The 22,900-nt window shown below is 63.8% G+C and carries 28 protein-coding genes; 13 read left to right on the forward strand and 15 right to left on the reverse strand.

All coding sequences use genetic code 11. From position 1 onward, the window contains the following. Positions 1 to 179 precede the first annotated feature (179 nt). The 4 genes from AAGT95_RS18755 to AAGT95_RS18770 are packed head-to-tail and all read left to right on the forward strand — an operon-like array spanning position 180 to position 3,572. Entirely contained in the window at positions 180 to 2,048 is a 1,869-nt protein-coding gene (locus tag AAGT95_RS18755; protein ID WP_342594767.1) for a penicillin-binding protein activator, read from the forward strand. After that, positions 2,032 to 2,400: a YraN family protein gene (locus tag AAGT95_RS18760; RefSeq protein WP_110602359.1), complete on the forward strand. Its 369-nt coding sequence runs from the start codon at positions 2,032 to 2,034 to the stop codon at positions 2,398 to 2,400. Before AAGT95_RS18755 ends, AAGT95_RS18760 begins: the two co-directional genes overlap by 17 nt. Positions 2,401 to 2,418: 18 nt before the next feature. Then, positions 2,419 to 3,012 (forward strand): phosphoheptose isomerase, encoded by a 594-nt coding sequence (locus AAGT95_RS18765; protein ID WP_110602357.1) that lies wholly within the window; start codon positions 2,419 to 2,421, stop codon positions 3,010 to 3,012. Between the two features lie 5 nt (positions 3,013 to 3,017). Beyond that, entirely contained in the window at positions 3,018 to 3,572 is a 555-nt protein-coding gene (locus AAGT95_RS18770) for a BON domain-containing protein (RefSeq protein ID WP_342594768.1), read from the forward strand. Positions 3,573 to 3,662: 90 nt separating this feature from the next. Here AAGT95_RS18770 and AAGT95_RS18775 read toward each other — a convergent pair whose 3' ends face one another. From AAGT95_RS18775 to zapE, 5 genes are all read right to left on the reverse strand, one after another. Then, positions 3,663 to 4,157, reverse strand: a complete 495-nt coding sequence (locus AAGT95_RS18775) for a ClpXP protease specificity-enhancing factor (RefSeq protein ID WP_110602354.1) — start codon at positions 4,155 to 4,157, stop codon at positions 3,663 to 3,665. A gap of 36 nt (positions 4,158 to 4,193) precedes the next feature. After that, a complete protein-coding gene (locus tag AAGT95_RS18780; protein WP_110602353.1) occupies positions 4,194 to 4,820 on the reverse strand; it encodes a glutathione S-transferase N-terminal domain-containing protein in 627 nt (208 codons plus the stop codon). Positions 4,821 to 4,986: 166 nt separating this feature from the next. Further along, positions 4,987 to 5,376, reverse strand: coding sequence for a 30S ribosomal protein S9 (rpsI, locus tag AAGT95_RS18785; protein WP_087717922.1), 390 nt, complete (start codon positions 5,374 to 5,376; stop codon positions 4,987 to 4,989). An 11-nt stretch (positions 5,377 to 5,387) separates the two neighbouring features. Beyond that, on the reverse strand, positions 5,388 to 5,816 hold the full coding sequence (rplM, locus tag AAGT95_RS18790; RefSeq protein WP_110602351.1) for a 50S ribosomal protein L13: 429 nt from the start codon (positions 5,814 to 5,816) through the stop codon (positions 5,388 to 5,390). Positions 5,817 to 6,027: 211 nt separating this feature from the next. Further along, on the reverse strand, positions 6,028 to 7,203 hold the full coding sequence (gene zapE, locus AAGT95_RS18795; protein ID WP_342594769.1) for a cell division protein ZapE: 1,176 nt from the start codon (positions 7,201 to 7,203) through the stop codon (positions 6,028 to 6,030). 188 nt (positions 7,204 to 7,391) lie between these two features. On the opposite strand from zapE, the gene AAGT95_RS18800 reads away from it, so the two are divergent. Then, on the forward strand, positions 7,392 to 7,844 hold the full coding sequence (locus AAGT95_RS18800) for a YhcB family protein (protein WP_110709835.1): 453 nt from the start codon (positions 7,392 to 7,394) through the stop codon (positions 7,842 to 7,844). Positions 7,845 to 7,897: 53 nt separating this feature from the next. Here the strand turns inward: AAGT95_RS18800 and AAGT95_RS18805 are convergent, their stop codons facing one another. After that, entirely contained in the window at positions 7,898 to 8,656 is a 759-nt protein-coding gene (locus AAGT95_RS18805; protein WP_342594770.1) for a Nif3-like dinuclear metal center hexameric protein, read from the reverse strand. Between the two features lie 207 nt (positions 8,657 to 8,863). On the opposite strand from AAGT95_RS18805, the gene AAGT95_RS18810 reads away from it, so the two are divergent. Next, positions 8,864 to 10,147 (forward strand): Do family serine endopeptidase, encoded by a 1,284-nt coding sequence (locus AAGT95_RS18810; RefSeq protein WP_110602344.1) that lies wholly within the window; start codon positions 8,864 to 8,866, stop codon positions 10,145 to 10,147. Positions 10,148 to 10,222: 75 nt separating this feature from the next. On the opposite strand, the gene hisD is transcribed toward AAGT95_RS18810, so the two are convergent. The 9 genes from hisD to AAGT95_RS18855 form a co-directional block, all read right to left on the reverse strand. Further along, a complete protein-coding gene (hisD, locus tag AAGT95_RS18815) occupies positions 10,223 to 11,533 on the reverse strand; it encodes a histidinol dehydrogenase (RefSeq protein WP_110602388.1) in 1,311 nt (436 codons plus the stop codon). Between the two features lie 84 nt (positions 11,534 to 11,617). After that, the gene (gene hisG, locus AAGT95_RS18820) at positions 11,618 to 12,262 is read right to left on the reverse strand and encodes an ATP phosphoribosyltransferase (RefSeq protein WP_110602342.1); all 645 of its coding nucleotides are present in this window, start codon (positions 12,260 to 12,262) and stop codon (positions 11,618 to 11,620) included. 17 nt (positions 12,263 to 12,279) lie between these two features. Further along, positions 12,280 to 13,542: a UDP-N-acetylglucosamine 1-carboxyvinyltransferase gene (gene murA, locus AAGT95_RS18825; protein WP_110602340.1), complete on the reverse strand. Its 1,263-nt coding sequence runs from the start codon at positions 13,540 to 13,542 to the stop codon at positions 12,280 to 12,282. Between the two features lie 55 nt (positions 13,543 to 13,597). Next, positions 13,598 to 13,852 (reverse strand): BolA family protein, encoded by a 255-nt coding sequence (locus tag AAGT95_RS18830; protein WP_110602339.1) that lies wholly within the window; start codon positions 13,850 to 13,852, stop codon positions 13,598 to 13,600. A 141-nt stretch (positions 13,853 to 13,993) separates the two neighbouring features. Then, the gene (locus tag AAGT95_RS18835) at positions 13,994 to 14,356 is read right to left on the reverse strand and encodes an STAS domain-containing protein (protein WP_110602338.1); all 363 of its coding nucleotides are present in this window, start codon (positions 14,354 to 14,356) and stop codon (positions 13,994 to 13,996) included. Continuing rightward, the gene (locus AAGT95_RS18840) at positions 14,353 to 15,045 is read right to left on the reverse strand and encodes an MlaC/ttg2D family ABC transporter substrate-binding protein (RefSeq protein ID WP_425353340.1); all 693 of its coding nucleotides are present in this window, start codon (positions 15,043 to 15,045) and stop codon (positions 14,353 to 14,355) included. The genes AAGT95_RS18835 and AAGT95_RS18840 overlap by 4 nt, the downstream gene beginning before the upstream one ends. A gap of 41 nt (positions 15,046 to 15,086) precedes the next feature. Next, positions 15,087 to 15,548 (reverse strand): outer membrane lipid asymmetry maintenance protein MlaD, encoded by a 462-nt coding sequence (gene mlaD / locus AAGT95_RS18845; RefSeq protein ID WP_110602336.1) that lies wholly within the window; start codon positions 15,546 to 15,548, stop codon positions 15,087 to 15,089. Further along, positions 15,545 to 16,327, reverse strand: a complete 783-nt coding sequence (gene mlaE, locus AAGT95_RS18850) for a lipid asymmetry maintenance ABC transporter permease subunit MlaE (protein ID WP_110602334.1) — start codon at positions 16,325 to 16,327, stop codon at positions 15,545 to 15,547. The genes mlaD and mlaE overlap by 4 nt, the downstream gene beginning before the upstream one ends. Further along, the gene (locus AAGT95_RS18855; protein WP_342594771.1) at positions 16,324 to 17,139 is read right to left on the reverse strand and encodes an ATP-binding cassette domain-containing protein; all 816 of its coding nucleotides are present in this window, start codon (positions 17,137 to 17,139) and stop codon (positions 16,324 to 16,326) included. The genes mlaE and AAGT95_RS18855 overlap by 4 nt, the downstream gene beginning before the upstream one ends. Positions 17,140 to 17,391: 252 nt before the next feature. On the opposite strand from AAGT95_RS18855, the gene AAGT95_RS18860 reads away from it, so the two are divergent. The 7 genes from AAGT95_RS18860 (at position 17,392) to ptsN (ending at position 22,900) form a co-directional block, all read left to right on the forward strand. Beyond that, positions 17,392 to 18,369: a KpsF/GutQ family sugar-phosphate isomerase gene (locus tag AAGT95_RS18860; RefSeq protein ID WP_342594772.1), complete on the forward strand. Its 978-nt coding sequence runs from the start codon at positions 17,392 to 17,394 to the stop codon at positions 18,367 to 18,369. A 104-nt stretch (positions 18,370 to 18,473) separates the two neighbouring features. Further along, positions 18,474 to 19,070, forward strand: coding sequence for an LPS export ABC transporter periplasmic protein LptC (gene lptC, locus AAGT95_RS18865; RefSeq protein ID WP_110602328.1), 597 nt, complete (start codon positions 18,474 to 18,476; stop codon positions 19,068 to 19,070). Beyond that, positions 19,067 to 19,597 carry a lipopolysaccharide transport periplasmic protein LptA gene (lptA, locus tag AAGT95_RS18870; protein ID WP_110602327.1) on the forward strand — a complete coding sequence of 177 codons (531 nt, stop codon included), beginning with the start codon at positions 19,067 to 19,069 and terminating at the stop codon, positions 19,595 to 19,597. The genes lptC and lptA overlap by 4 nt, the downstream gene beginning before the upstream one ends. A gap of 93 nt (positions 19,598 to 19,690) precedes the next feature. Next, positions 19,691 to 20,416: an LPS export ABC transporter ATP-binding protein gene (lptB, locus tag AAGT95_RS18875; protein ID WP_110602325.1), complete on the forward strand. Its 726-nt coding sequence runs from the start codon at positions 19,691 to 19,693 to the stop codon at positions 20,414 to 20,416. Positions 20,417 to 20,555: 139 nt separating this feature from the next. Then, positions 20,556 to 21,983, forward strand: a complete 1,428-nt coding sequence (locus AAGT95_RS18880) for an RNA polymerase factor sigma-54 (protein ID WP_110602324.1) — start codon at positions 20,556 to 20,558, stop codon at positions 21,981 to 21,983. Positions 21,984 to 22,102: 119 nt separating this feature from the next. Continuing rightward, positions 22,103 to 22,411: a ribosome hibernation-promoting factor, HPF/YfiA family gene (gene hpf / locus AAGT95_RS18885; RefSeq protein WP_071232900.1), complete on the forward strand. Its 309-nt coding sequence runs from the start codon at positions 22,103 to 22,105 to the stop codon at positions 22,409 to 22,411. A 9-nt stretch (positions 22,412 to 22,420) separates the two neighbouring features. Beyond that, positions 22,421 to 22,900 carry a PTS IIA-like nitrogen regulatory protein PtsN gene (gene ptsN / locus AAGT95_RS18890; protein ID WP_110602385.1) on the forward strand — a complete coding sequence of 160 codons (480 nt, stop codon included), beginning with the start codon at positions 22,421 to 22,423 and terminating at the stop codon, positions 22,898 to 22,900.

The following is a 22,900-nucleotide window of genomic DNA, read 5'->3' on the forward strand; positions in this document are numbered from 1 at the left end:
CTCAACTCATCAAGGAAGCCTCCGCAAGGCAGCGGCGGGCGGTCACCGGCCGCCGGACTGCAGCAGCCTCCAGCGGAACGGGAACGGGTCGGCGCCTCGAAACCCGGTCATCGACGACCGGAGCATCCAGAATCGCTATCGATCGCGCGCGACCACTCACACGTAAAGGGAACGACACTATGCGTTACGCGCTGCGGCGACTTCTACTGCCACTGATGGCAACCCTGATACTGGCAGGCTGTGCGGGCCAGAGCATGATGCAAGGCGTCAGCGGCCCCAGCGCGCAGGAGCTGCTCGAGCAGGCCAACAGCCAGAGCGGCCCTCAGGCCGCCGCGTCCCGGCTCGAGGCGGCGGATATCCTAGCACGCCAGGGCGATACGGCGCAGGCGCTCCAGATCGCCGGCCAGATCGACAGCACCCAGCTCGATGACGCGCAACGCACCCGCTGGGCACTGGTGCTATCCGACAGCGCACTGGCCGAGGAGGATGGCTGGAGCGCGATCCGGGCAACCGACATTCTCGACACCCAGGCCAACCTCTCCACCGACGACCGCCAGACGCTACGCTACCGCCGTGGCCTTGCGCTGGAGATGATCGGCGAACCCGAGGCCGCGGCCCGGCTGCTGATCGATCTGCAGCGGGAGAACGCGCCCTACGAGCTGAATGACGACATCTGGAAACCCCTCTCGAGTCTGAGCCCCACGGCACTCGATGCACTGGCCGCGACGAATGGCGATCCGATCACCCAGGGCTGGGTCGATCTCGCTCGGCTCTATCGCACCAGCGGCGGTGACATCTCCAATCTGTTCGACCGCCTGGACCAGTGGCGCAGCCGCTACCCGGACCATCCTGCCAATCGGCGACTCCCGCAGGACCTGTCGGCACTACGCCAGATCGAAGGCAATGAAATCAGTCAGATCGCCGTATTCCTGCCGAACAGCGGCCCGCTGGCCAACATCGCATCGGCCATTCGCCAGGGCCTGGAGACTCGCGCCAGCGATGCCCAAAACCAGGGAGAGCGAACCCCGCGCCTGACCTTCGTCGACTCCAGCCAGCAGAACATCGATGCCCTCTACGCTCAGGCCACCATGAGCGGCGCCCAGGCGGTCATCGGCCCACTCGACAAGGACAAGGTGAGCGAACTCGAGACCCGCAGCAGCGTTCCGCTCCCCACCCTCGCACTGAATTACGGCGAACATCCCCGGGATCAGGCGACCAACCTGTTCCAGTACGGCCTGTCCGCCGAGGACGAGGCGCGCCAGGTCGCTCACCGCGCCCATCTCGACGGACGCCGTCGCGCTGGCATCATGATCCCCGACAACGAATGGGGGTCGCGGGTACTGGCGGCGTTTCGCAACAACTGGGAGGGTGAAGGCGGAACGGTGGCCTCGGTGGTCAGTTACGACCCTTCGGGCTCCGTCGCCACCGCGGTCCGCAAGCTCCTGAACAGCGACCCCTCGAGCATGGACATGCTGTTCCTGCTCGCACTGCCCAGCTACGCTCGCCAGGTCCCGCCGACGCTGGATTTCTACTACGCCGGCGACCTTCCGGTATATGCCACGTCACATCTCTATGAAGGCATCCCGCAGCCGCGCGCCGATCACGATCTCGACGGCGTGCAGTTCGTCGATATCCCGTGGATGATCCCGGATGCCGCCGTGGGCGGCACCGATGCGCTACCGTTCGTCTCCACCTACCAGCAACTGGCAGGCGAGAACGATCCGGGCCTGCTCAAGCTCAACGCCATGGGCGTCGACGCCTACGAGCTGGCCCGCCGCCTGCCGCTGATTCAGGCGCTGCCGAACACGCAGATCTTCGGTGCGACGGGTACGCTGCAGGCGCGCGACGACGGCCGCATCCAGCGCACGCTGCCGTGGGCGGTGTTCCAGTCCGGCACGCCGCAGCCCCTGCTGACGGCACCCGCCTCAGCCCCGACCCGCTCTCCCTCGACTTCCAACGACAGCGGGCCGTCGCAGGGAAGCCAAGGGGCCTCCAACGCCGACCTCAACGGTTTCGCGCTGGACGCCAAAGATGACGGCACCCAATAACCGGCGTCAACTTGGGCAGCAGGTCGAACAGGCCGCTGCCCGCTGGCTCGAAACGCGCGGGCTGACACTGGTCGCCAGCAACCAGCATGCCAAAGGCGGCGAGATCGACCTCATCATGCGCGATGGCGAAAATCTGGTATTCGTGGAGGTCCGCCATCGCCGCAGGTCCGACTACGGCCACCCGGCCGAGACGATCACTCCCGCCAAGCAGCGGCGCATCATCAAGGCCGCGCGTTTTTATCTTCATGCACACGGGCTATCATGCCCCTGCCGCTTCGACGTCGTCGGCGTGACCGGAAGCCTGCCCGCACTCGAATTCGACTGGATTCGGGCCGCCTTCGACGCATATTGACCGCTCAATAGGCATCTCATGGATTTTCAAGCACGCATACTCGACCTGTTCAACGCCAGCATCGACACCAAGACTTACGCCAGCGAAGTCCTGCCGCCCTTCATCGAGGTCGCCAGCCAGATGATGGTCCAGTGCCTGGTCAGCGAAGGCAAGATCCTGGCCTGCGGCAACGGGGGCAGCGCCGGCGACAGCCAGCACTTCTCCTCGGAGCTCCTCAACCGCTTCGAACGGGAACGCCCCAGCCTGCCGGCACTGGCGCTGACCACCGACACCTCGACGCTGACCTCGATCGCCAACGACTACAGCTACAATGATGTCTTCTCGAAGCAGATTCGTGCCCTCGGCCAGCCGGGCGATATCCTGCTGGCCATCTCCACCAGCGGCAACTCCGCCAACGTGGTGCAGGCGATCCAAGCCGCGCACGATCGCGAGATGAGCGTCGTCGCGTTGACCGGGAGGGATGGCGGCGACATGGCGTCCCTGCTGGGGCAGGAGGATTGCGAAATTCGCGTTCCCGCCACTTCCACCGCACGCATTCAGGAGGTCCACCTCTTGGTCATCCACTGTTTGTGTGATCTGATCGACCAACAGCTTTTTGGCAGCAACGAGTGAGCCTTATGAAGAAGACACTGATCGTTTCCTCATGCCTGATCGGCCTGCTGACACTGGGCGGATGCGCCACCGGCGGCCAGCAGGAGAACTACGCCGAGCGCACCCCTGGCGCCAAGGTCGAAGACAGCAACATCCAGAGCAAGATCTTCAATGCCCTCAACGCGGCGGATGCACGGTATGGTGATGCCCACGTCAACGTGGACAGCTATAACAGCAACGTCCTCCTGACCGGCCAGGTGCCCAGCGAGGAACTCAAGCAGCGCGCCACCGAGATCGCCCGCGACGTGCGTAGCGTGCGGCAAGTGCACAACGAACTGATGGTGTCCGCCAACACGCCGGTCAGCCAGCGCATGACCGACACCTGGATCACTGGGCGCATCAAGGCCAATCTGGTCGCCAACGAGGATCTCGATGCCAATCTGATTCGCGTGATCACCGAGAACGGAACGGTCTACATGATGGGGCTGGTGACCCAGCAGCAGGCTAGCGAAGCCACCGCCGCTGCGTCCGGCGTGGGCGGTGTCCAGCGCATCGTCAAGGTCTTCGAATACCTCAACTGACCCTCACTCCAGGCGTAAAAAAGCCGCTGCCGAGGGATCTCCGGCAGCGGCTCTACGGTACCCAAGTGGGCCCGTCGAACAAGGGTCCCGCTACTTGACGATGCGCAGTGACGGCTTGCCTTTCTCGGGACGACCGGGTGCATCGTCATCCTTGGTGGCGGCCGGCTCTGGTGATGTGGCGGTATCGTCATCAGAGCGACTCTCGACGCTCTCGAGCGTCGGCCGCCCCTCCTCTTCCAGTGCCGCCTCCTCCTCGCTGGAGAAGCTCGGCATGACCGGCTCCTGACCAAACACCATGCCGACGCCATTTTCACGCGCATAGATTGCGATCAGAGCATCCATGGGCACCACGACCTGCATCGGCTGTCCGCTGAAGCGCGCCCCGAAAGTGACTGCCGCATTATCGATCGCCAGGTCGCGCACGGCGGCCGGTGCGATGTTCAGTACAATCTGACCATTCTGCACGAACTGCTGCGGCACCCGGACATCGGGCTTTCCAGCATCCACCACGATATAGGGGGTCTGCTCGTTGTCCAGCAGCCATTCATAAAGGGCTCTCGCCAGATAGGGACGGCTAGTCAGCATGTCAACTCCTCTCGGGCAGCTTGCGGCGGAGTCGCCTCAGCTACGCATCTCACGTTCGGTTTCGGACAGCGCCACCTTGAAGGCATCCCGCGCGAAGACACGTTCCATGTAGCTTATCAACGGGGCGATCTGCTTTTCCGGCAGTTCGACACCCAGCGCCGGGAGACGCCAGAGAATCGGCGCAATGCAGCAGTCCACCAGCGTGAACTCTTCACTCATGAAATATGGCATGTCTTCGAAAATTGGTGAAATCCCGGTCAGGCTCTCACGCAACTCCTTACGAGCCTTGTCGGCATCCTTCTTGGGCCCCTGCTGAATCTGCTCGACCAGCGGACACCACTCGCGCTCGATGCGATGCATCCAGAGGCGGCTCTGCGCACGCGCCACCGGGTAGACCGGCAATAGGGGCGGATGCGGGAAACGCTCATCCAGGTACTCCATCATGACCTTGGATTCGTACAGCACCAGGTCACGATCGAGCAGCGTGGGCACGCTGTTGTACGGATTCAGATCGGCCAATTCGGCGTTATGCTCATCGGCCGAGACGTCCAGGATATCGACGGCCACGCCCTTTTCCGCCAGCACGATTCTGACGCGATGGCTGAAATGATCATCACTACCGGAGTAAAAGATCATCGACGATCGCTTGGCCACTACACCCATGAAACTTTCCTCGCATTAATTCAACGACCAATGGTAACACGACGGGCAACCCCGCTGGGCGCCAACCATCGCCACGGAGAGCCACAACACCCCTGCACCACGTACCAACAGCAAAACGCCCGACTGGATAAGCCGGGCGCTGTGCGCAGATGCGAATCCCGTGGGATCAGCGCTTGGAGAACTGCGGACGACGACGTGCTTTGCGCAGACCCACTTTCTTACGCTCGACTTCACGAGCGTCACGGGTCACGTAACCCGCCGCACGCAGCGGACGGCGCAGCTCTTCGTTGTACTCCATCAGCGCGCGCGTGATGCCGTGGCGAATCGCGCCGGCCTGAGCGGAGCCACCGCCACCCTTGACCGTGACGTAGACGTCGAACTGGCCAGTGGTCTCGGTCAGCTCCAGCGGCTGACGCACGACCATCTGTGCGGTGACGCGGCCGAAGAACTCACCCAGCTCGCGGTCGTTGACGGTGATCTTGCCGGTGCCCGGCTTGAGAAACACGCGAGCGGTAGAAGTCTTGCGACGCCCGGTGCCGTAATACTGTTGTGCCATGACGGTTACCCTCAGATGTTCAGTTCTTGCGGCTGCTGCGCGGCGTGCGGATGCTCGGTACCGGCATACACCTTGAGCTTGGCGTGCATGGCACGACCCAGCGGCCCCTTGGGCAGCATGCCCTTGACGGCGCCTTCGATGATGCGCTCCGGCGCGTGGTCGATCAGTTTCTCGAACGACATGGTGCGCAGACCGCCCGGGTAACCGGTGTGACGGTAGTAGTTCTTGGCTTGCGCCTTGTTGCCGGTGACGTGCACCTTCTCGGCGTTGACGACGACGATGTAATCGCCGGTATCGACGTGCGGGGTGTATTCCGGCTTGTGTTTGCCACGCAGGCGGCGCGCGATTTCCGTCGCCAGACGACCGAGCGTCTTGCCCGAAGCATCAACGACATACCAGTCGCGCTGCACGGTGTGCGGCTTGGCACTGAACGTCTTCATGAGTGTTTCACCAAATAAGCGTATTTGGGCGTCGAAGCACAGGCTTCTCGGCCATCCCTATTTTTCTTGGGTTGCCACCACGATCGAAAGCCGATGAACGACTACCGACAGGAGGACAACGGATCGAAGAGCGCGCATTGTACACGCGCACAATGTGCGAGGAAAGACCAGTATCGTCGCGACATTGGCGCTCGCCCGCGGCGCGCGCCATTCAGGGCTTGTGCGCCAGCGCCAGGTAGTCCCGGGACTGCATCTCCTGAAGGCGCGACAGCGTGCGCTCGAACTCGAAGCTCAGATTGCCCCCGGTGTAAAGCGACTCGACCTCGGTCTCGGCGGAGAGCAGCAGCTTGACCGCGCGGTCATAGAACTCGTCGACCATGCTGATGAACCGCCGCGCCTGATCGTCGGTTCCGGCCCCCATGCGCGGCACGTCGGAAACCAGCACGGTATGGAATTCCCGCGACAGCTCGATATAGTCGTTCTGGCTGCGAGGCCCATCGCAGAGCACCTTGAAATCGAACCACACCACGCCCTCGTGCAGACGACGGGTCTTGAGCTCCCGGTGGTTGATCGCCAGCGTGGCATTCTCGCGCCCTTCGCTGCCGGCAACCGAGCGGAAGCTCTTCGCCAGCAGCTGCTCGGCCTCGGCGTCGAGCGGCGAGTGGAATATCTCCACCTGCTCCAGGGTGCGAAGGCGGTAATCCACCCCGGAATCGACGTTGACCACCTCGCAATGACGCTTGAGCAGATCGATCGCCGGCAGGAAGCGCGCTCGCTGCAGGCCATCCTTGTAGAGATCGTCCGGCACGATGTTGGAGGTCGCCACCAGCACGACCCCCTGCGCGAACAACGCCTCCATCAAGTTGCCGAGAATCATCGCATCGGTGATGTCCTTGACGTAGAACTCATCGAAGCAGATGACCCGAGCCTCGCTGGCGAAGGTGGCCGCGATCTGGGTCAACGGGTTCTTCTCCCCCTTGTGGATCTCGAGTTCGCGATGCACTCGCTGCATGAAGCGGTTGAAATGCGTGCGCATCTTGCGCTCGAAAGGCAACGACTCGTAGAACACGTCGACCAGGTAGGTCTTGCCACGACCGACGCCGCCCCAGAAGTAGAGCCCCATGACCGCAGGCCTGGCGGGCGCCTCGGGTTCGGCGGCCTTGCGCTTGCCGAACAGTCCCGCCACCTTCGAGAGCTTGGACTCTCCGGGCGTGGAGGGCTTGGGCGCCGGGGTCCGCTGCAGATCGTCGTACAGACGCTGCAGATGCTTGACGGCGTTTTCCTGCGCGGCGTCGTGACTGAAGTCATCGCGCTCCAGATCCGCGCGATAACGCGACATTGGCGTCATGGCGCCTTGATGGGACGTCGCGGCATGGGATGAACTCATGGCGGTATCGTGACCTCGGTTCGAAACAAGTGGCGGGATTATACTCTCCGACGAAAGTCTTGACAGTGCCGGGCAGACAGGCAAGGTTTGACCCGAGAGCCGAGCGGGTCGATATAATGGCACCGCACCGACCTTAAGTAAGGGTCTTTGAGACAGGTCGTGCCGGGCACGACGACGAGGAGCGCACTGTGAACGAAAGCAATATCGACTGGATCCTGGCAATCGCCTGCTTCCTGGCGGGCATCGGTATCGGCGCCCTTTGTTACCACCTGCTGAACGCCAATGTCGCCCGCAACCAGAAAGTGCGTCAGCGTCTGGCCGAGACGGAGCTGGAGCTCAATCAGGTCAAGGATGCGCTGAACGATCACTTCGCCAAAGTCGCCGATCTGGCCTCGAGCATTCAGCGCCAGAGCCATGATCTCGAACAGCACCTGATCCAGGGTGCGGACAAGCTGGTCGACGATCTCAAGCTGAAACGTCGATTGCATGGCAGTCAGGAAGAGGCCGAAGAGGTCGACCTGCCCCAGGTGCCGCGCGACTACGCCGACGGTACCGGCGGCACGCTGGCCGAAGATTATGGCGTCCGGCAGCGCAGAACCACCGAACAGCAGGACACCGCTCCACAGCCTCCCCGCTACTGAACGGTCGAAGGCCGCCGGAGCCCACCGGGTTCCGGCGGCTGCCACCCCTCCCCTCAAGCCGGATTGTCGATGTCCACGAATCGGTGCTCGATACCGAAACGTTCCGCCAGCCAGTTGCCGAGCGCCTGGATACCATCGCGCTCGGTGGCGTGGTGGCCTGCTGCCAGATAGGTCACCCCCATCTCTCTCGCCATGTGCGTGGTGCGCTCGGAGATTTCACCGGAGATGAAGGCATCGGCACCCGCCTCGGCGGCCATTGGCAACATGTCCTGAGCGCCTCCCGTACACCAGGCCACCCGTCTTATGACGCCGGAACCCCCCTCTATCAGGGTTGGCGTCCGACCCAGAGCGCGCTCGACGAGCCCCGCCAGGGCGCTACTGTCCAGCTCGGCTTGCGGCGCGCCCATCCACAGCAGCCCCCGGCCCAGCTCTCCATCGAGACAGCGTTCCACCTCGAACCCCAGACGCTGCCCCAGGCAAGCGTTGTTGCCCATCGAGACGTGGGCGTCCAGCGGCAGGTGGTAAGCCAGCAGATTGATGTCGTTACTCAACAAGGTAGCCAGACGCCGATGCTTCATGCCGGTCACGCTGACCGGCTCGTTTTTCCAGAAATAGCCGTGATGGACCAGCACGGCATCGGCGTTCCAGGCCACCGCCTCGTCGAGTAACGCCTGGCACGCCGTGACGCCGGTCAGGACACGCTCGATCCGGTCCCGCCCCTCGACCTGCAATCCATTGACGGTGTAATCCTTGAACGCGTCGATATCCAGCTCCGTATCGACCGCCTCCAGGAGAATCTGCCGCGAAATCATACTGTCTCCCAGCGCAAAGCCTTGGTGAATGTTACACTTTTAGTCCGTACCGCCATCGTGCCAGGCACTGCGCACCGCGCCATCGAGCGTATCGTACTCTCATCGATCCCGCTCCGGCTCCATCGGCGTAGCCACGGCCGCCTCGATCACTGCAGCGCTGCCAGATGTGGCGAAGTCGCTCAGATTTTCAGTCTAAGGACCCAGCACATGCGCCGCCACCTAGCCGCCTATCTGTGGCCCGCCCTATGCGGCATTCTGATCGCCGTCGTCCTGCTCTACGCCTTTCCGTCGCTGCTGGGTCGAGACCGAACCGCCAGCGATATGTCAGCCGGTACGGCGAGCGTCAAATCCGCGACCTCGGAACGCGCCCGGCCGGGTGTCATCGATGCGCCATCGCTCAATCGCCAGGAAGGGCCCGTCAGCTACTCCCAGGCTGTCAATCGCGCCGCCCCGGCCGTCGTCAACGTCTATTCGTCGCGCGTCGTCGACACCGGCCAGCACCCGCTGATGTCGGACCCGTTCTTCCGCCAGTTCTATGGCAAGAACGTGCCGCAGCGCCAGCGCATGCTGTCGAGTCTCGGCTCGGGGGTGGTGGTCAGCGAAGAGGGCTATATCCTCACCAACAATCACGTCATCAACGACGCGGACGAGATCCAGGTGGCCCTCCGCGATGGCCGTGAAGCCATCGCCCAGGTGATCGGCACCGACCCCGATAGCGATCTGGCGGTCCTCAAGATCGACCTCGACAATCTGCCGGTCATCAAGCTGAGCGATTCGGAGAAGATCGCCATTGGCGACGTCACCCTGGCCATCGGCAACCCCTTCGGTGTCGGCCAGACGGTGACCATGGGGATCATCAGCGCGACCGGACGCGATCATCTCGGCCTCAGCCGCTACGAGGACTTCATTCAGACCGATGCCGCGATCAACCCGGGCAACTCCGGCGGCGCGCTGGTGGACACCAACGGCTCGCTGATCGGCATCAACACGGCGATATTTTCCCGCTCCGGGGGCTCCCAGGGCATCGGTTTCGCGATACCTGCCAATCTGGCACGCAGCATTCTGAACGACATCGTGACCCAGGGCCGCGTCATCCGGGGCTGGCTGGGGATCGACGCCCAACAGATGACGCCGGACCTGGCGTCGTCGTTCGGCCTCAAGACCCTGAGCGGCGTCATCGTGGCCAACGTCGTATCGGGCGGGCCCGGCGACGAGGCCGGGCTGCGCCCCGGAGACATCCTGCTCGCCATCGACGGCAAGCCGATTCTCGATCCGCGGGAGACCCAGGTGGATATCGCCGAGATCCCCCCCGGCACGGAGCTGCCATTGACCATCGTGCGGGGGGGCGAGAAACGCCAGGTGACGCTGAAGGTCGGCGAGCGCCCGCCACCGACCCAGGGCAACGACGACGCAGCCAAAAGGGCCCAGGCCACCCAGGATTCGGGCGCATCCGAGACGCCCGGCGCCGACGGCGATTCCGGCGCCCGCTAGCCGCCACCCAACGACGATCGCCGCCCAAGGGGCGGCGATCGTCTCTCTCCACGGACCCGATCCGATGCCCGCTCTTCAGCGCTTGAGGCGGTTCTCCGCCGAGCGGGCGTGGGCCGTCAAGGACTCTCCCCGCGCCAAGACCGATGCGGTCCGGCCCAGCGTATCGGCGCCCGCTGGAGAACACTGGATCAGCGACGAGCGCTTCTGGAAGTCGTAGACACCCAGCGGAGAGGAGAAACGCGCCGTACCGGAGGTCGGCAACACATGGTTGGGGCCGGCGCAGTAGTCACCGAGCACCTCCGCCGTGTGGCGCCCCATGAAGATGGCACCGGCGTGACGCACGCCCTCCACCATCTCCTCGGGGGACTCCACGGACAGCTCCAGATGTTCGGGCGCGATGCGGTTGATCAGCTCGACCGCCTGGTCGGGCCCCTCACAGAGGATCAGCGCTCCCCGCCTCGCCAGCGACTCGCGAATGATCGCCTCCCGCTCCATGGTCGGCAGCAGCCGCTCGATGGAAGCCAGGACAGCCTCGAGGTGTCCGGCATCCCAGGCCACCAGAATGGCCTGGGCATCTTCGTCGTGCTCGGCCTGGGAAAACAGATCCATCGCCAGCCAGTCCGGATCGGTACCGGCGTCGGAAACCACCAGTATCTCGGAGGGCCCGGCGATCATGTCGATGCCGACCTGACCGAAGACGGCCCGCTTGGCGGTCGCCACGTAGATGTTGCCGGGCCCGACGATCTTGTCGACCCTGGGCACGCTCTCGGTACCGTAAGCCAGGGCGGCAACGGCCTGGGCGCCGCCCAGCGTGAAGACCCGGTCGACGCCAGCGAGATGGGCAGCAGCCAGCACCAGCTCATTGACCACGCCGTCCGGCGTCGGCACGACCATCACGATCTCGCGCACGCCGGCCACATGGGCCGGCAGCGCATTCATCAGCACCGAGGAGGGATAGGCCGCTTTGCCGCCCGGCACGTAGATGCCGACGCGATCGAGCGCCGACACTTTCTGACCCAGCATGGTGCCGTCCGACTCATGGTACTGCCAGGATTCCGGCTTCTGGCGCTCGTGATAGCTCCGAATACGCTCCGCCGCGTGTTGCAGCGCCTCGCGCTGGTCCGCAGGGATCGACGCGAACGCCGCCTCCAGACGCTCGGCCCCGATCGTCAGTTCGGACATGGCCGTGGCGGCGAGCCGGTCGAAGCGATTGGTATATTCGATCAACGCCGCATCGCCGCGCCGACGAACGGCGTCGATGATCTCCGCGACGCGGGCCGAGATTTCATGATCGGAAACCCCTTCCCAGGCCAGTAGCGCATCGAGGCGCGCGTCGAAGTCAGCGTCCCGAGTGGCGAGGCGGGCAATGGTAGTCGTTTGGCTCATCATTGGTTCTCTCTACGTGCGATCGCGACCGTGACGCCGCCGACGGCGTTCATGCGGCCCAGGACTCGCTCACGGAGCCGCAGCTCAAGCGGCGGTCCGTGCGCTCACCGCGTGACGCAGACGCTCGATCAGCGGCTTGAGTCGCTCGTGCTTCATCGTCATCGACGCCTTGTTGACCACCAGCCTGGTGCTGATGCTCTCGATCAGCTCGCGGGGTTCCATGCCGTTGGCGCGCAGGGTGTTGCCGGTGTCGACGATATCGACGATCTCGTCGGCCAGGTTCATCAGCGGCGCCAGCTCCATCGCACCGTACAGCTTGATCACCTCGGCCTGGATGCCCTGCTCCGCGTAGTAACGACGCGCCACGTTGACGAACTTGGTCGCCACACGACGCCTGGCCCGCGCGGGCTGGGCGCCCACGATACCCGCCGTCATCAGCCGGCAGCGCGAGATCCCCAGGTCGAGTGGCTCGTAAAGCCCCTCGGCGCCGTGCTCGAGCAGTACGTCCTTGCCGGCGACACCGAGATCGGCTGCCCCCAGTTGCACATAGGTCGGCACGTCCACCGCCCGGATGACCACCAGCTTGACGTCGGGCAGATTGGTGTCGAACAGCAGCTTGCGACTCTTGCCGAAATCGTCCGCCGGCGTGATGCCCGCGTCCGCCAGCAGTGGCAAGGTCTCTTCGAGGATACGGCCCTTGGATAGCGCCAGGATCAGTTGATTGCTCATGGTATCTCTACACCCGGCTAGCCCGGCACGCGACGAATGCGCGCACCCAGGAGCTGCAGTTTCTCTTCGATACACTCGTAGCCACGATCGATATGGTAGATCCGGTCCACCATCGTCTCGCCCTGGGCCACCATCGCCGCCACCACCAGGCTCGCCGACGCCCGCAGGTCGGTCGCCATCACCGGCGCGCCGGACAGCTTCTCGACGCCGGTCACCACGGCGGTGTTGCCCTCGAGCGCGATATGCGCCCCCATCCGATTGAGCTCCTGCACGTGCATGAAGCGGTTTTCGAAGATGGTCTCGACGACCGTGCCGGTGCCCTCGGCTACCGCGTTCAGCGCCACGAACTGGGCCTGCATGTCGGTCGGGAAGGCCGGGTACGGCGCGGTGCGCAGATTCACGGCCCTGGGCCGGCGTCCGCCCATGTCGAGCTCGATCCAGTCGTCTCCCGTGGTCAGGGTGGCGCCGGCCTCCTCGAGCTTGGCCAGCACGGCCTCCATGATGTCGGCCCGTGTCTTGCGCACCCGCACGCGCCCGCCGGTGGCAGCGGCAGCGACCAGGAAGGTGCCGGTTTCGATGCGGTCCGGCATCACGTCGTAGTGACAGCCATGGAGACGCTCGACGCCCTCGACCGTAATGGTATCGGTCCCCTGGCCGCGGATATTGGCGCCCATGGCGATCAGGCACTCGGCCAGATCGACGACTTCCGGCTCACGGGCGGCGTTTTCCAGCACCGTGGTCCCTTCGGCCAGCGTGGCGGCCATCAGCAGGTTCTCGGTACCGGTCACCGTCACGGTATCGAAGAAGATCGTGGCGCCCTTGAGACGACCATCGACGCGGGCGCGAATGTACCCCCCTTCGACGGTGATCTCCGCGCCCATCGCCTCGAGCCCACGGATGTGCAGATCGACCGGGCGGGAGCCGATGGCACAGCCGCCGGGCAGCGACACGTCGGCCTTGCCGAAGTGGGCCAGCAGCGGCCCGAGCACCAAGATCGAGGCGCGCATCTTCTTGACCAGCTCGTAGGGGGCATGACAATCGCGCACCTGCGAGCCATCGATCTGGATACTCATTTTCTCGCCCATGACCGGCTCGATGCCCATGCGGCCGAGCAGCTCGAGTGTCGTGGTGATGTCCTGAAGATGCGGCAGGTTGCCGATGGTGACGGGTTCGTCGGCGAGCAGCGTCGCCGCCAGTATCGGCAGCGCCGAGTTCTTGGCACCACTGGCCCAGACTTCGCCGTCTAGCGGCCCGTTACCGGTAATGATCAGCTTGTCCATGAAGGTTCGCTATAGAATCGAGAGAGACGACCGGCCCGAGAGGCCGGACAGGAGCTCAGGCACCGAGGTTTTCCGGCGCCGACTCCCACTGGGCGGGAGTGAACGTCTTGATGCTGATGGCGTGGAGTGCGCCGGAGGCGATCTCGTCCGACAGCGCGCCGTAGATCAGCTGCTGACGCTTGACCGGACTCATGCCATCGAAGACGTCGCCCACGGCGATCACCTGGAAGTTGCAGCCTTCGCCCTGGATATGGAATTCACAGCCGTCGATCTGACTTTCGAGGCGGCTTTTGACATCGCTGGGTTGCATGACATCGGGCTCCCTTGTGACTGCTGCGCAGGATGCGCAGGGAAAGCGCCACATGGTAGCGGAAAGCGCCCCGTCTTGGCGATCTTGGCGATGGGCAAAAACGGCGCAAGTCGATCGCGGTCGGCGAGGCGCCTCGAGGGGTCAGTGTCGCGCCGGGGCCGGCTCGACACAGGTCGTTTCGGTAGTCGCCAGCAGCGGCGCCAGTTCGGTGATGTCCACCAGTCGCTGCAGCGGCAGGGAGAGCGCCACGCGCCTGAGGTTCAACGAGTGCCGGCTGACGCTGCGCATCCAGACCAACAGCACGCTGAGAACGGCGCTGCTGGCCACCTGCACGCCCGTCAGGTCGAAGGAGACCTCGGCTTGGGCCGGCAGCTCCGCCAGCCAGTGCCGGCCCGCCTGAGCAAGCGGGCCGGCACTGTCGAAATCCGCTTCGCCACGGATCGTCAGCGCGTTACCGTCGACGACCTCGAGCGTGGCGTCCTCGCGCTCCAGCAGGACACTCACGCGTCGCCGCCCTGCTCCAGCTCGTCGGTCCCGACTGCCGGCGCCCAGTTGTTGATCACGGTATCGATGTCCCGATTGTTGTCGCGCATCGCCTGATCGAACTGGTTGCGGAACGTCAGCCCCAGATTGATGCCGTTGACGATGACGTTGATCACCTTCCACTGGCCGTCGCTCTGACGCAGTGTGAAGTTGACCGGATAGCTCTGGCCATTGGTGGAAATCACCTCCATGGGCACCGAGGCCTGATCGTCGTAACGGCCCGCGTCTTCGCTATCTTTCACGCGCAGTGTCTGATAATCGAAGGTGACCAGCCCCTTGGCGTAAGTGTCGATCAGGGTCTTGCGGAACACCGTGACGAACCGTGAGCGCTGCTCCGGCGTTGCGGCGCGGAAATAGCGCCCCATCACGCTGGCGCCGATGTAACGGAAATCCGCCACTTCCGCCATGTTGGTGTCGACGAGCTTGGCCAACTCGCCCTCATGCTGGGCGTAGTAGTCCTTCTTGCCCTCGAGCTCGGACATCAGGGAGTCGACACTCTGCTGGATCACCTGGGTTGGCGACTGCTGGGCCTGGGCCGGGGTGGCGATGCTCGCCAGACACATAGCGACGATCGTCAGCGCCGCCATCCAGACACCGCGCATCCCGGTGTCACGCCCCGGAGCACTCGAGGCGTTACGTGCGAAGGTCATTTTCATCATCGACTCCTTGTCTGCGATTACGTTCTTCCGGCTCACTTGGCCATGTTCGACACGAACTGTTGAATGAGATCCTCCAGCACCAGTGCCTGCTGGGTATCGTGAATGACGTCACCGTCATGGAGCATGTCGGGCGCGCCCCCCACGGTCAGACCGATATACTGCTCGCCCAGCAGCCCGGACGTCAGGATGGCTGCCGTGGTGTCATCGGAGAGTTTGCCATCGTACTGCGAGTCCAGCTCCATGGTGACCTTGGCATCGAACCACTTGGGGTCGAGCTGGATGTCGGTGACCTGCCCCACGCGCACCCCGGACATGGTGACCTTGGCCTGGGGACGCAGCCCGCCGATGTTGGCAAAATTCGCGGTCAACGTGAAAGTGTTACTGGGGACGCCCACCCCCAGCCCGCTCACCCGAAGCCCGAGAAACACCAGACCGAGAATGCCTGCCAGCATAAAAATGCCGACGCCCAGTTCCAACCAGCTGTTGCGCTTCATCCGAGATCTCCAAACATCAGCGCGGTGAGCACGAAATCGAGGCCCAATACCGCCAACGAGGCGTAGACCACCGTGCGGGTGGTCGCGCGCGAAATACCTTCCGAGGTGGGGATCAGGTCATAACCCTGGAATACCGCAATCCAGGTCACGACCAGCCCGAACACCAGACTCTTGACCATGCCGTTGAGCACATCATCGAAGAAATTGACGCTGTCCTGCATGTTGCTCCAGTAGGAGCCGGCGTAGACGCCAAGCCATTCGACACCGACCAGATAACCACCCCAGATACCGACCACACCGAAGATCACCGTGAGTATCGGCAGCGAGACGAAGCCGGCCCAGAGCCGGGGCGCGACGATCCGGCGCAACGGATCGACACCGATCATCTCCATGCTGGTGAGCTGCTCGGTCGCTTTCATCAGACCGATCTCGGCGGTGAGCGCCGAGCCGGCACGGCCGGCAAACAGCAACGCCGCCACGACCGGTGCCAGCTCGCGGACGAGGGAGAGCGCCACCATCTGGCCCAGCGCCTCGTCGGCGCCGAACCCGACCAGGATGGTGAACCCCTGCAGCGCCAGCACCATGCCGATGAACAGCCCGGACACCAGTACGATCGCCACCGACATCACGCCGACGAAGTGCATCTGACGAAGCCAGAGGTGGAACCCCTCGCGAGAGGGCAGGCAGAAGATCGACTGGACCAGGAACAGCCCCGCTCTTCCTATCGAGCTCAGGGTATCGAGCGTGGCGCGGCCCAGCGCCGTGAGATATCGCGTCATGAGAACTGTCCCGCCGGCGCCAGGATGTCATCGAAGAAGTCCGGCGCAGGATAGTGGAACGGTACCGGACCGTCGGGCTCGCCATGCACGAACTGCTTCACGTGAGCGTCGTCGTTGACGTCCAGCGTCTGCGGCGTGCCATGCGCCATGACCAGCCCATCGGCGATGATATAGACGTAATCCGCAATCGACAGCGTCTCCTTGATATCGTGAGAGACCACGATAGCCGTCAACCCCAGCGCCAGGTTGACCTTCTTGATCAGCTGCACCAGCACACCCATCGAGATCGGGTCCTGCCCCACGAACGGTTCGTCGTAGAGCACCAGGTCCGGATCCAGCGCCACCGCCCGCGCCAGTGCCACACGTCTGGCCATCCCGCCGGACAGCTCCGACGGCATCAGGTGCCTGGCACCACGCAAACCCACTGCCTGGAGCTTCATCAGCACGATGTCGCGGATCATGGCATTCGGGAGTTCGGTATGGATGCGCAGCGGAAAGGCGACATTCTCGAAAACGTCGAGATCCGAGAACAGCGCGCCACTCTGAAACAGCATGCCCATTCGACGACGCAGCTTGAAGAGCGAGCGCCGGGACAGCTTGTGTACGTCCTGGCCGTCGATGAGGATCTGGCCACGATCCGGCGCCAGCTGGCCGCCGATCAGTTTCAGCAGGGTCGTCTTGCCGGTCCCGCTGGGCCCCATGATGGCGGTAATCTTGCCGAGCGGAATCTGCAGATCGACACCGCGGAAGATGTCGGTGTTGCCGCGAGAGAAGTGCAGATCCTTGACCTCGACCATAATCGGATCGTCCATGCAGCATCCACCAAGCTAATGAGATCAATTATCGAACATTGTATCCTAACCTTGGCGTCAGCGACCAGCAATCACTCTCGGGCGGTGAAAATCACCCGCGTGGGAGGGACGAATCACCGACCGATCAAAGGTATACTGCCGTTACTGCAGGCGTTTCGGACATCCGACGCACACTAGCGGTCAGACGGAGTCCGAGGCCATGAACGATTTCTCCGTCTCTTTCATCACCATCGGGGAGCCATTGCCGAGACCATGAGCGACATCGCCGCGCTAGATTTCCGCGCCAGCGCCAGGCGCACCTTGACCCTGGAGCAACAAGCCATCGGGGAGCTCGTGGCGAAGCTCGACGACTGCTTCGATGACGCCTGCAAGCTGCTGCTCGCCTGTCGCGGCCGGTTGATCGTCACCGGCATGGGCAAGTCGGGGCACATCGCACGCAAGCTGGCAGCGACCTTCGCCAGCACCGGCTCGCCCTCTTTCTACGTCCATCCGGGCGAAGCCAGTCACGGCGATCTCGGCATGATCACCGGCGACGATGTCGTCATCGCCCTCTCCAATTCGGGCGAGACTCAGGAGATCACCGACCTGCTTCCGCTGTTCAAGCGTCTCGGCGCGCCGCTGGTCAGCCTCACCGGACGACCCGGCTCCACGCTGGCCCGCTACAGCGACGTCCATATCGATGTCGGCGTCTCTCGCGAAGCCTGTCCCCACGACCTGGCACCGACCTCCTCCACCACCGCCGCGCTGGCGATGGGAGATGCGCTGGCGCTGGCGCTGCTGGAAGCACGGGGATTCAGCGCCGAGGACTTCGCGCTGTCGCACCCTGGCGGCACCCTTGGCAAGCGGCTGCTGCTGCGCGTCGCGGATCTCATGCACGAGGGTCACCGGCTCCCCAGCGTACCGACCGGCAGCCCATTGCGAGAGGCGCTGCTGGAGATGACTCTCAAGGGAATGGGGTTTACCTGCGTCGTCGATGAACGCGGCATGCTGGTCGGTGTCTATACCGATGGCGATTTGCGCCGAACCCTCGACCAGCGCGGCGATTTCGCGCTGCTGTGCGTGGATGACGTCATGACCCGCGGCGGCAAGACGGCCTCGCCCGATATGCTGGCGGCGGAGGCCGTGAGGATCATGGAGGATAATCGGATTACCGCCCTGGCGGTGGTCGAGAACGGCGCCCCCGTCGGCGCCCTGCACATGCATGATCTGCTGCGAAGCGGCGTCATTTGAGACCCCGGCCGAGGCCGGCTCCACCGAGACTCGAGCCCACTCCAGCCGATGGCGGACATGGGCCCCGATCACCACACTCACCACACTCACCACAAGGAGATAACGTGGCCAAGACAGTCAGATTCCAGTCTCCCTGGTGGCGCCGCCTCGGCCTGCTGGTCCTGTTGCTGGTCCTGGGGGGCGGTCTGACCTACCTGGACCAGCGCGGCGAGAACGGTCAGGAGCCCGTCATCGGCAATACGGTCGGCGAGCCCGACTACTATCTCGAGGATGCCAGCATGACGCGCTTCGACGAACGGGGGCGCGCCTATCAGCGGCTGGAAACGCCACGCCTGGTGCACACGCCCTCCGACGACATCATCCGCACCGAGGCGCCCCACGGCTACCTGACCGACGACCAGCAACGCCAGTGGCAGGTGACCAGTCAGACGGGGCAACTGAGCCGCAGCGGAGAGCAGTTGACGCTAGAGGGCGACGCCCGCCTGGTTCAGCCAGAGCAGGCGTGGAGCCTGGAAACGCAGACGCTGCACTACGACAACCGCGAGGCCCACGCCTGGAGTGACACACCCTCCGTGTTGCGCCAGCATAATCAGACCATGCGCGGGGATCGCTTCGATGCCTGGATCAACGAAGATCGTATGCGTTTGACCGACAACGTGCAGGGGCGCCTGCCACAGCAATCTGAGGATCAAGGATCATGAGGCGAGAAATCGGCCAACTCCTGGTGCTGACCGCGCTGGGTTTCACCAGTTTTCCAACCATCGCGCTGGAAAGCGATGCCAGTGCACCGATCGAGATCGCCGCCGATCAACTCGAGCTGGACGACCGTCAGGGCACCGCCGTCTATACGGGTGGCGTCGACCTGCAGCAAGGCAGCATGCATCTCAAGGCCGCACGCGTCGACATCCAGCGCGGCAACAACGGCCAGGTCAGCCTGGTCACCGCCAAGGGCGGCGGCGGCGAGCGCGCCTACCTCGAACAGAAGCCGTCCCCCGACCAGGAGATCGTCAAGGGCTGGGGCGATACCGTGGTCTATCACGCGGCCCAACGACGCGTGGAACTGATCGGTAACGCGGAGCTTCATCAGGCCGGCGACACCTTCGACGGTGCCTATGTCGAGTATTATCTCGACTCGCGACGCGTCCAGGCCCGTTCCGCCCAGAACAGCGACGGGAGCGGTGACGGCCGCGTCCGCATGACCCTCACGCCGCGTGACTCGTCCCAGTAACGCTCAAACCCTGACCCGGCACGGCCTCGAGCCGCCGCGTGGGGGCGTGATCGCCGACACCATATCCGGCGCGCAGCCACAAGGATCGTATTCATGAAAACGCTAACGGCCGCCAACCTTGCCAAGAGCTACAAGGGACGCCGAGTCGTCCACGACTTCAGCCTGACGCTGCGGCAAGGCAGCATTGTCGGCCTGCTGGGGCCGAATGGCGCCGGCAAGACCACCTCCTTCTACATGATCGTCGGCCTGGTCAAGTCCGATGCCGGCAGCGTCCATATCGACGACATGGATCTCAGCCGCGCACCGATGCACGACCGGGCGCGAGCCGGTATCGGCTATCTGCCGCAGGAAGCCTCGATCTTCCGCAAGCTGAGCGTTGCCGACAACATCATGGCCATCCTCGAGACGCGCAAGGACCTGGATCGTGCCGGGCGACGCGAGCGGCTGGAACAGCTGCTCGGCGACTTCCACGTCGATCACATTCGCGACAACCTGGGCATGAGCCTGTCCGGCGGCGAGCGGCGGCGGGTCGAGATCGCCCGTGCCCTGGCCACCGAGCCGGCCTTCGTGCTGCTCGACGAACCGTTCGCCGGTGTCGACCCCATCTCGGTCGGTGACATCAAGAGCATCATCCGCCAGCTGCGCGACCGCGAGATCGGCGTCCTGATCACCGATCACAACGTGCGCGAGACGCTCGACATCTGCGATAATGCCTACATCGTCGGCGACGGCCAGATCATCGCCGAGGGCCGGCCCCAGGCCATTCTCGAAAACCAGCGCGTCCGCGAGGTCTATCTCGGCCACGAGTTTCGCCTGTAGTCGCCTCTCCCCCGTCATGCCATCGGCAGCCATACCAGGCATCCGCACCGATGGCATGTTTCTTGCATGAAACGTTGCATCTCGTCACCGCAGCCAGTAACGTAAGCCTTCCACCGTTGATTGTGACGATCGTTTCTCCATGTCCATGAAGCCCTCGCTGCAACTCAGGGTCGGCACGCAGTTGACCATGACGCCTCAGCTCCAGCAGGCCATTCAACTGCTCCAGCTGTCGACGCTCGACCTCCGCCAGGAAATCCAGCAGGCGCTCGAATCCAACCCCATGCTGGAGATGGAAGAGCCCTACTCGGAGCAGGAAACTCAGGACGCCACGGAAGACGAGTGGGCCAGTGACATTCCCGACGAACTGGCCCTCGACAGCGACTGGAGCGATACCTACCAGGACGCCCATGCCAGCTCGTCGGGCAGCGCCAGCGAAGAAGCGCCGGACTTCGACCGCAACGCCGCCGTGACCACCCTCCAGGATCATCTCCTCTGGCAACTGGCCATGGGAGATTTCGACGAGCGCGAGCGCGCGCTCGGGGAGTGCCTGATCGACGCCGTCAACGACGACGGCTACCTGGTGGGCTCGCTGGACGAGCTGGCGACGAGTCTGCGCGAGCAGCGCAGGGAGAGCGTCAGCATGGCCGATCTCGAGCACATGCTCATGCGCCTGCAGCAGTTCGATCCGACCGGCGTCGGCGCTCGCAATCTGCGCGAGTGCCTGCTGCTTCAACTCGGCACGCTGGACGACGACACGCCGCTGCTACCCCAGGCCAAGCGCCTGGTGCGCCAGTTCCTCGAGGCGCTGGCCGGCAACGACCGGCGACTGCTCAAGCGTCGCCTGCGCCTCGAGGAGAACGAACTCGACAGCGTCATCGCCCTGATCCGGACGCTGGAGCCGCGCCCGGGGCAGCGCTTTGATACCAGTCACGACGATTACGTGGTTCCCGATCTGGTTGCCACCCCCTCTCGCGATGGCTGGCGTATCGAACTCAATGCCGAAACCCTGCCGCGCCTGCGCATTCAGCCCGACTACGCCGCCCTGATCAAGCGGGCAGACAAGAGCGATGACAACACCTTCCTGCGCCAGCACCTGCAGGAAGCCCGCTGGCTGATCAAGAGTCTCTCCAGTCGCAACGATACCCTGCTCAAGGTGGGCCGAGAGATCATGTCGCGCCAGATCGGGTTCCTCGAGCGCGGTGAAGAAGCGATGAAACCCCTGATCCTGGCCGATATCGCCCGCAGCGTCGACATGCATGAATCGACGATCTCCCGCGTCACGACCCAGAAGTACATTCACACGCCACGCGGCGTATTCGAGCTGAAATATTTTTTCTCGAGCCAGGTCGGCGGCCAGGGCGGCGAAGGCGATAGCTATTCGAGTACCGCCATCCGCGCTCGCATCAAGAAATTCATTGGCGACGAATCCCCTCGCAAGCCGCTGTCGGACAGCAAACTGGTCGAATTGCTGGCCCAGTCCGATATCAGTGTGGCCAGACGCACCGTGGCCAAATATCGCGAAGCCATGGGCATTCCGTCCTCCAGCGAGCGCAAGCGTCTGGCCTGATACAGGGCTCCGAAACCCGTCAAGACTCGCCATTCCGAATCAGATCGATCACGATGCCTTTGCAGTCCCCTGAAAAGGGTTACAATCAGAAGTGCCATCTGCCGCAACAGGAGTGTGTCATGCAAGTGAACGTTACCGGCCACCATGTCGAGCTGACCGACGCCCTCCGGGACTACGTCGGAGAGAAACTCGTTCGTTTGGAGCGTCACTACGACAACATCACCAATGTCCAGGTCACCCTGAGTGTCGAGAAGGAACGCCAGCAGGCAGCCTGTACCCTGCACGCAGCAGGCGGCGATCTACACGCCGAAGCCAGCGACACCGACATGTATGCCGCCATCGATTCACTGGCCGACAAACTCGACCGCCAACTGGTCAAACACAAAGAGAAGGCACAAGCCCGCGCCCAAGGCGCAGGCGCCCGCTGACGCCTGATGATGACACTGGAAAGCATTCTGCCCCCCGAGCGAACTCTGTTCGAGGTCACGGGGGGCAGCAAAAAACGTCTGCTGGAATTCTTCAGCACCTTCATCGCCCAGAATACACCCAGTCTGGATAGCCATGAGGTCTTCAGCCGCCTGATCGGTCGCGAGCGACTGGGCAGCACGGGGATCGGCAACGGCGTTGCCATCCCCCATGCCCGCAGTCCGCATTGCAAAGGGCCGATCGCGGGATTCATGCGCCTGGAAGACGCCATCGACTTCGATGCCATCGACGGCGAGCCGGTGGATCTGGTTTTCGTGCTGCTGGTGCCGGAAGAGGCGGATGATGCGCATCTGTCGCTGCTGGCGGAAGTTGCCGGCATCATGAATCAGAGCAGCGTTCGGCAGCAGTTGCGTCAGGCCGACTCGCAGCGGGCGTTGTACGACGCGCTCGTCGATGCCATCCGCCATCACCGTGACAGCGACGACGGATAA

The sequence above is a fragment of the Salinicola lusitanus genome, from assembly GCF_038648475.1.
Classification (GTDB): domain Bacteria; phylum Pseudomonadota; class Gammaproteobacteria; order Pseudomonadales; family Halomonadaceae; genus Salinicola; species Salinicola lusitanus.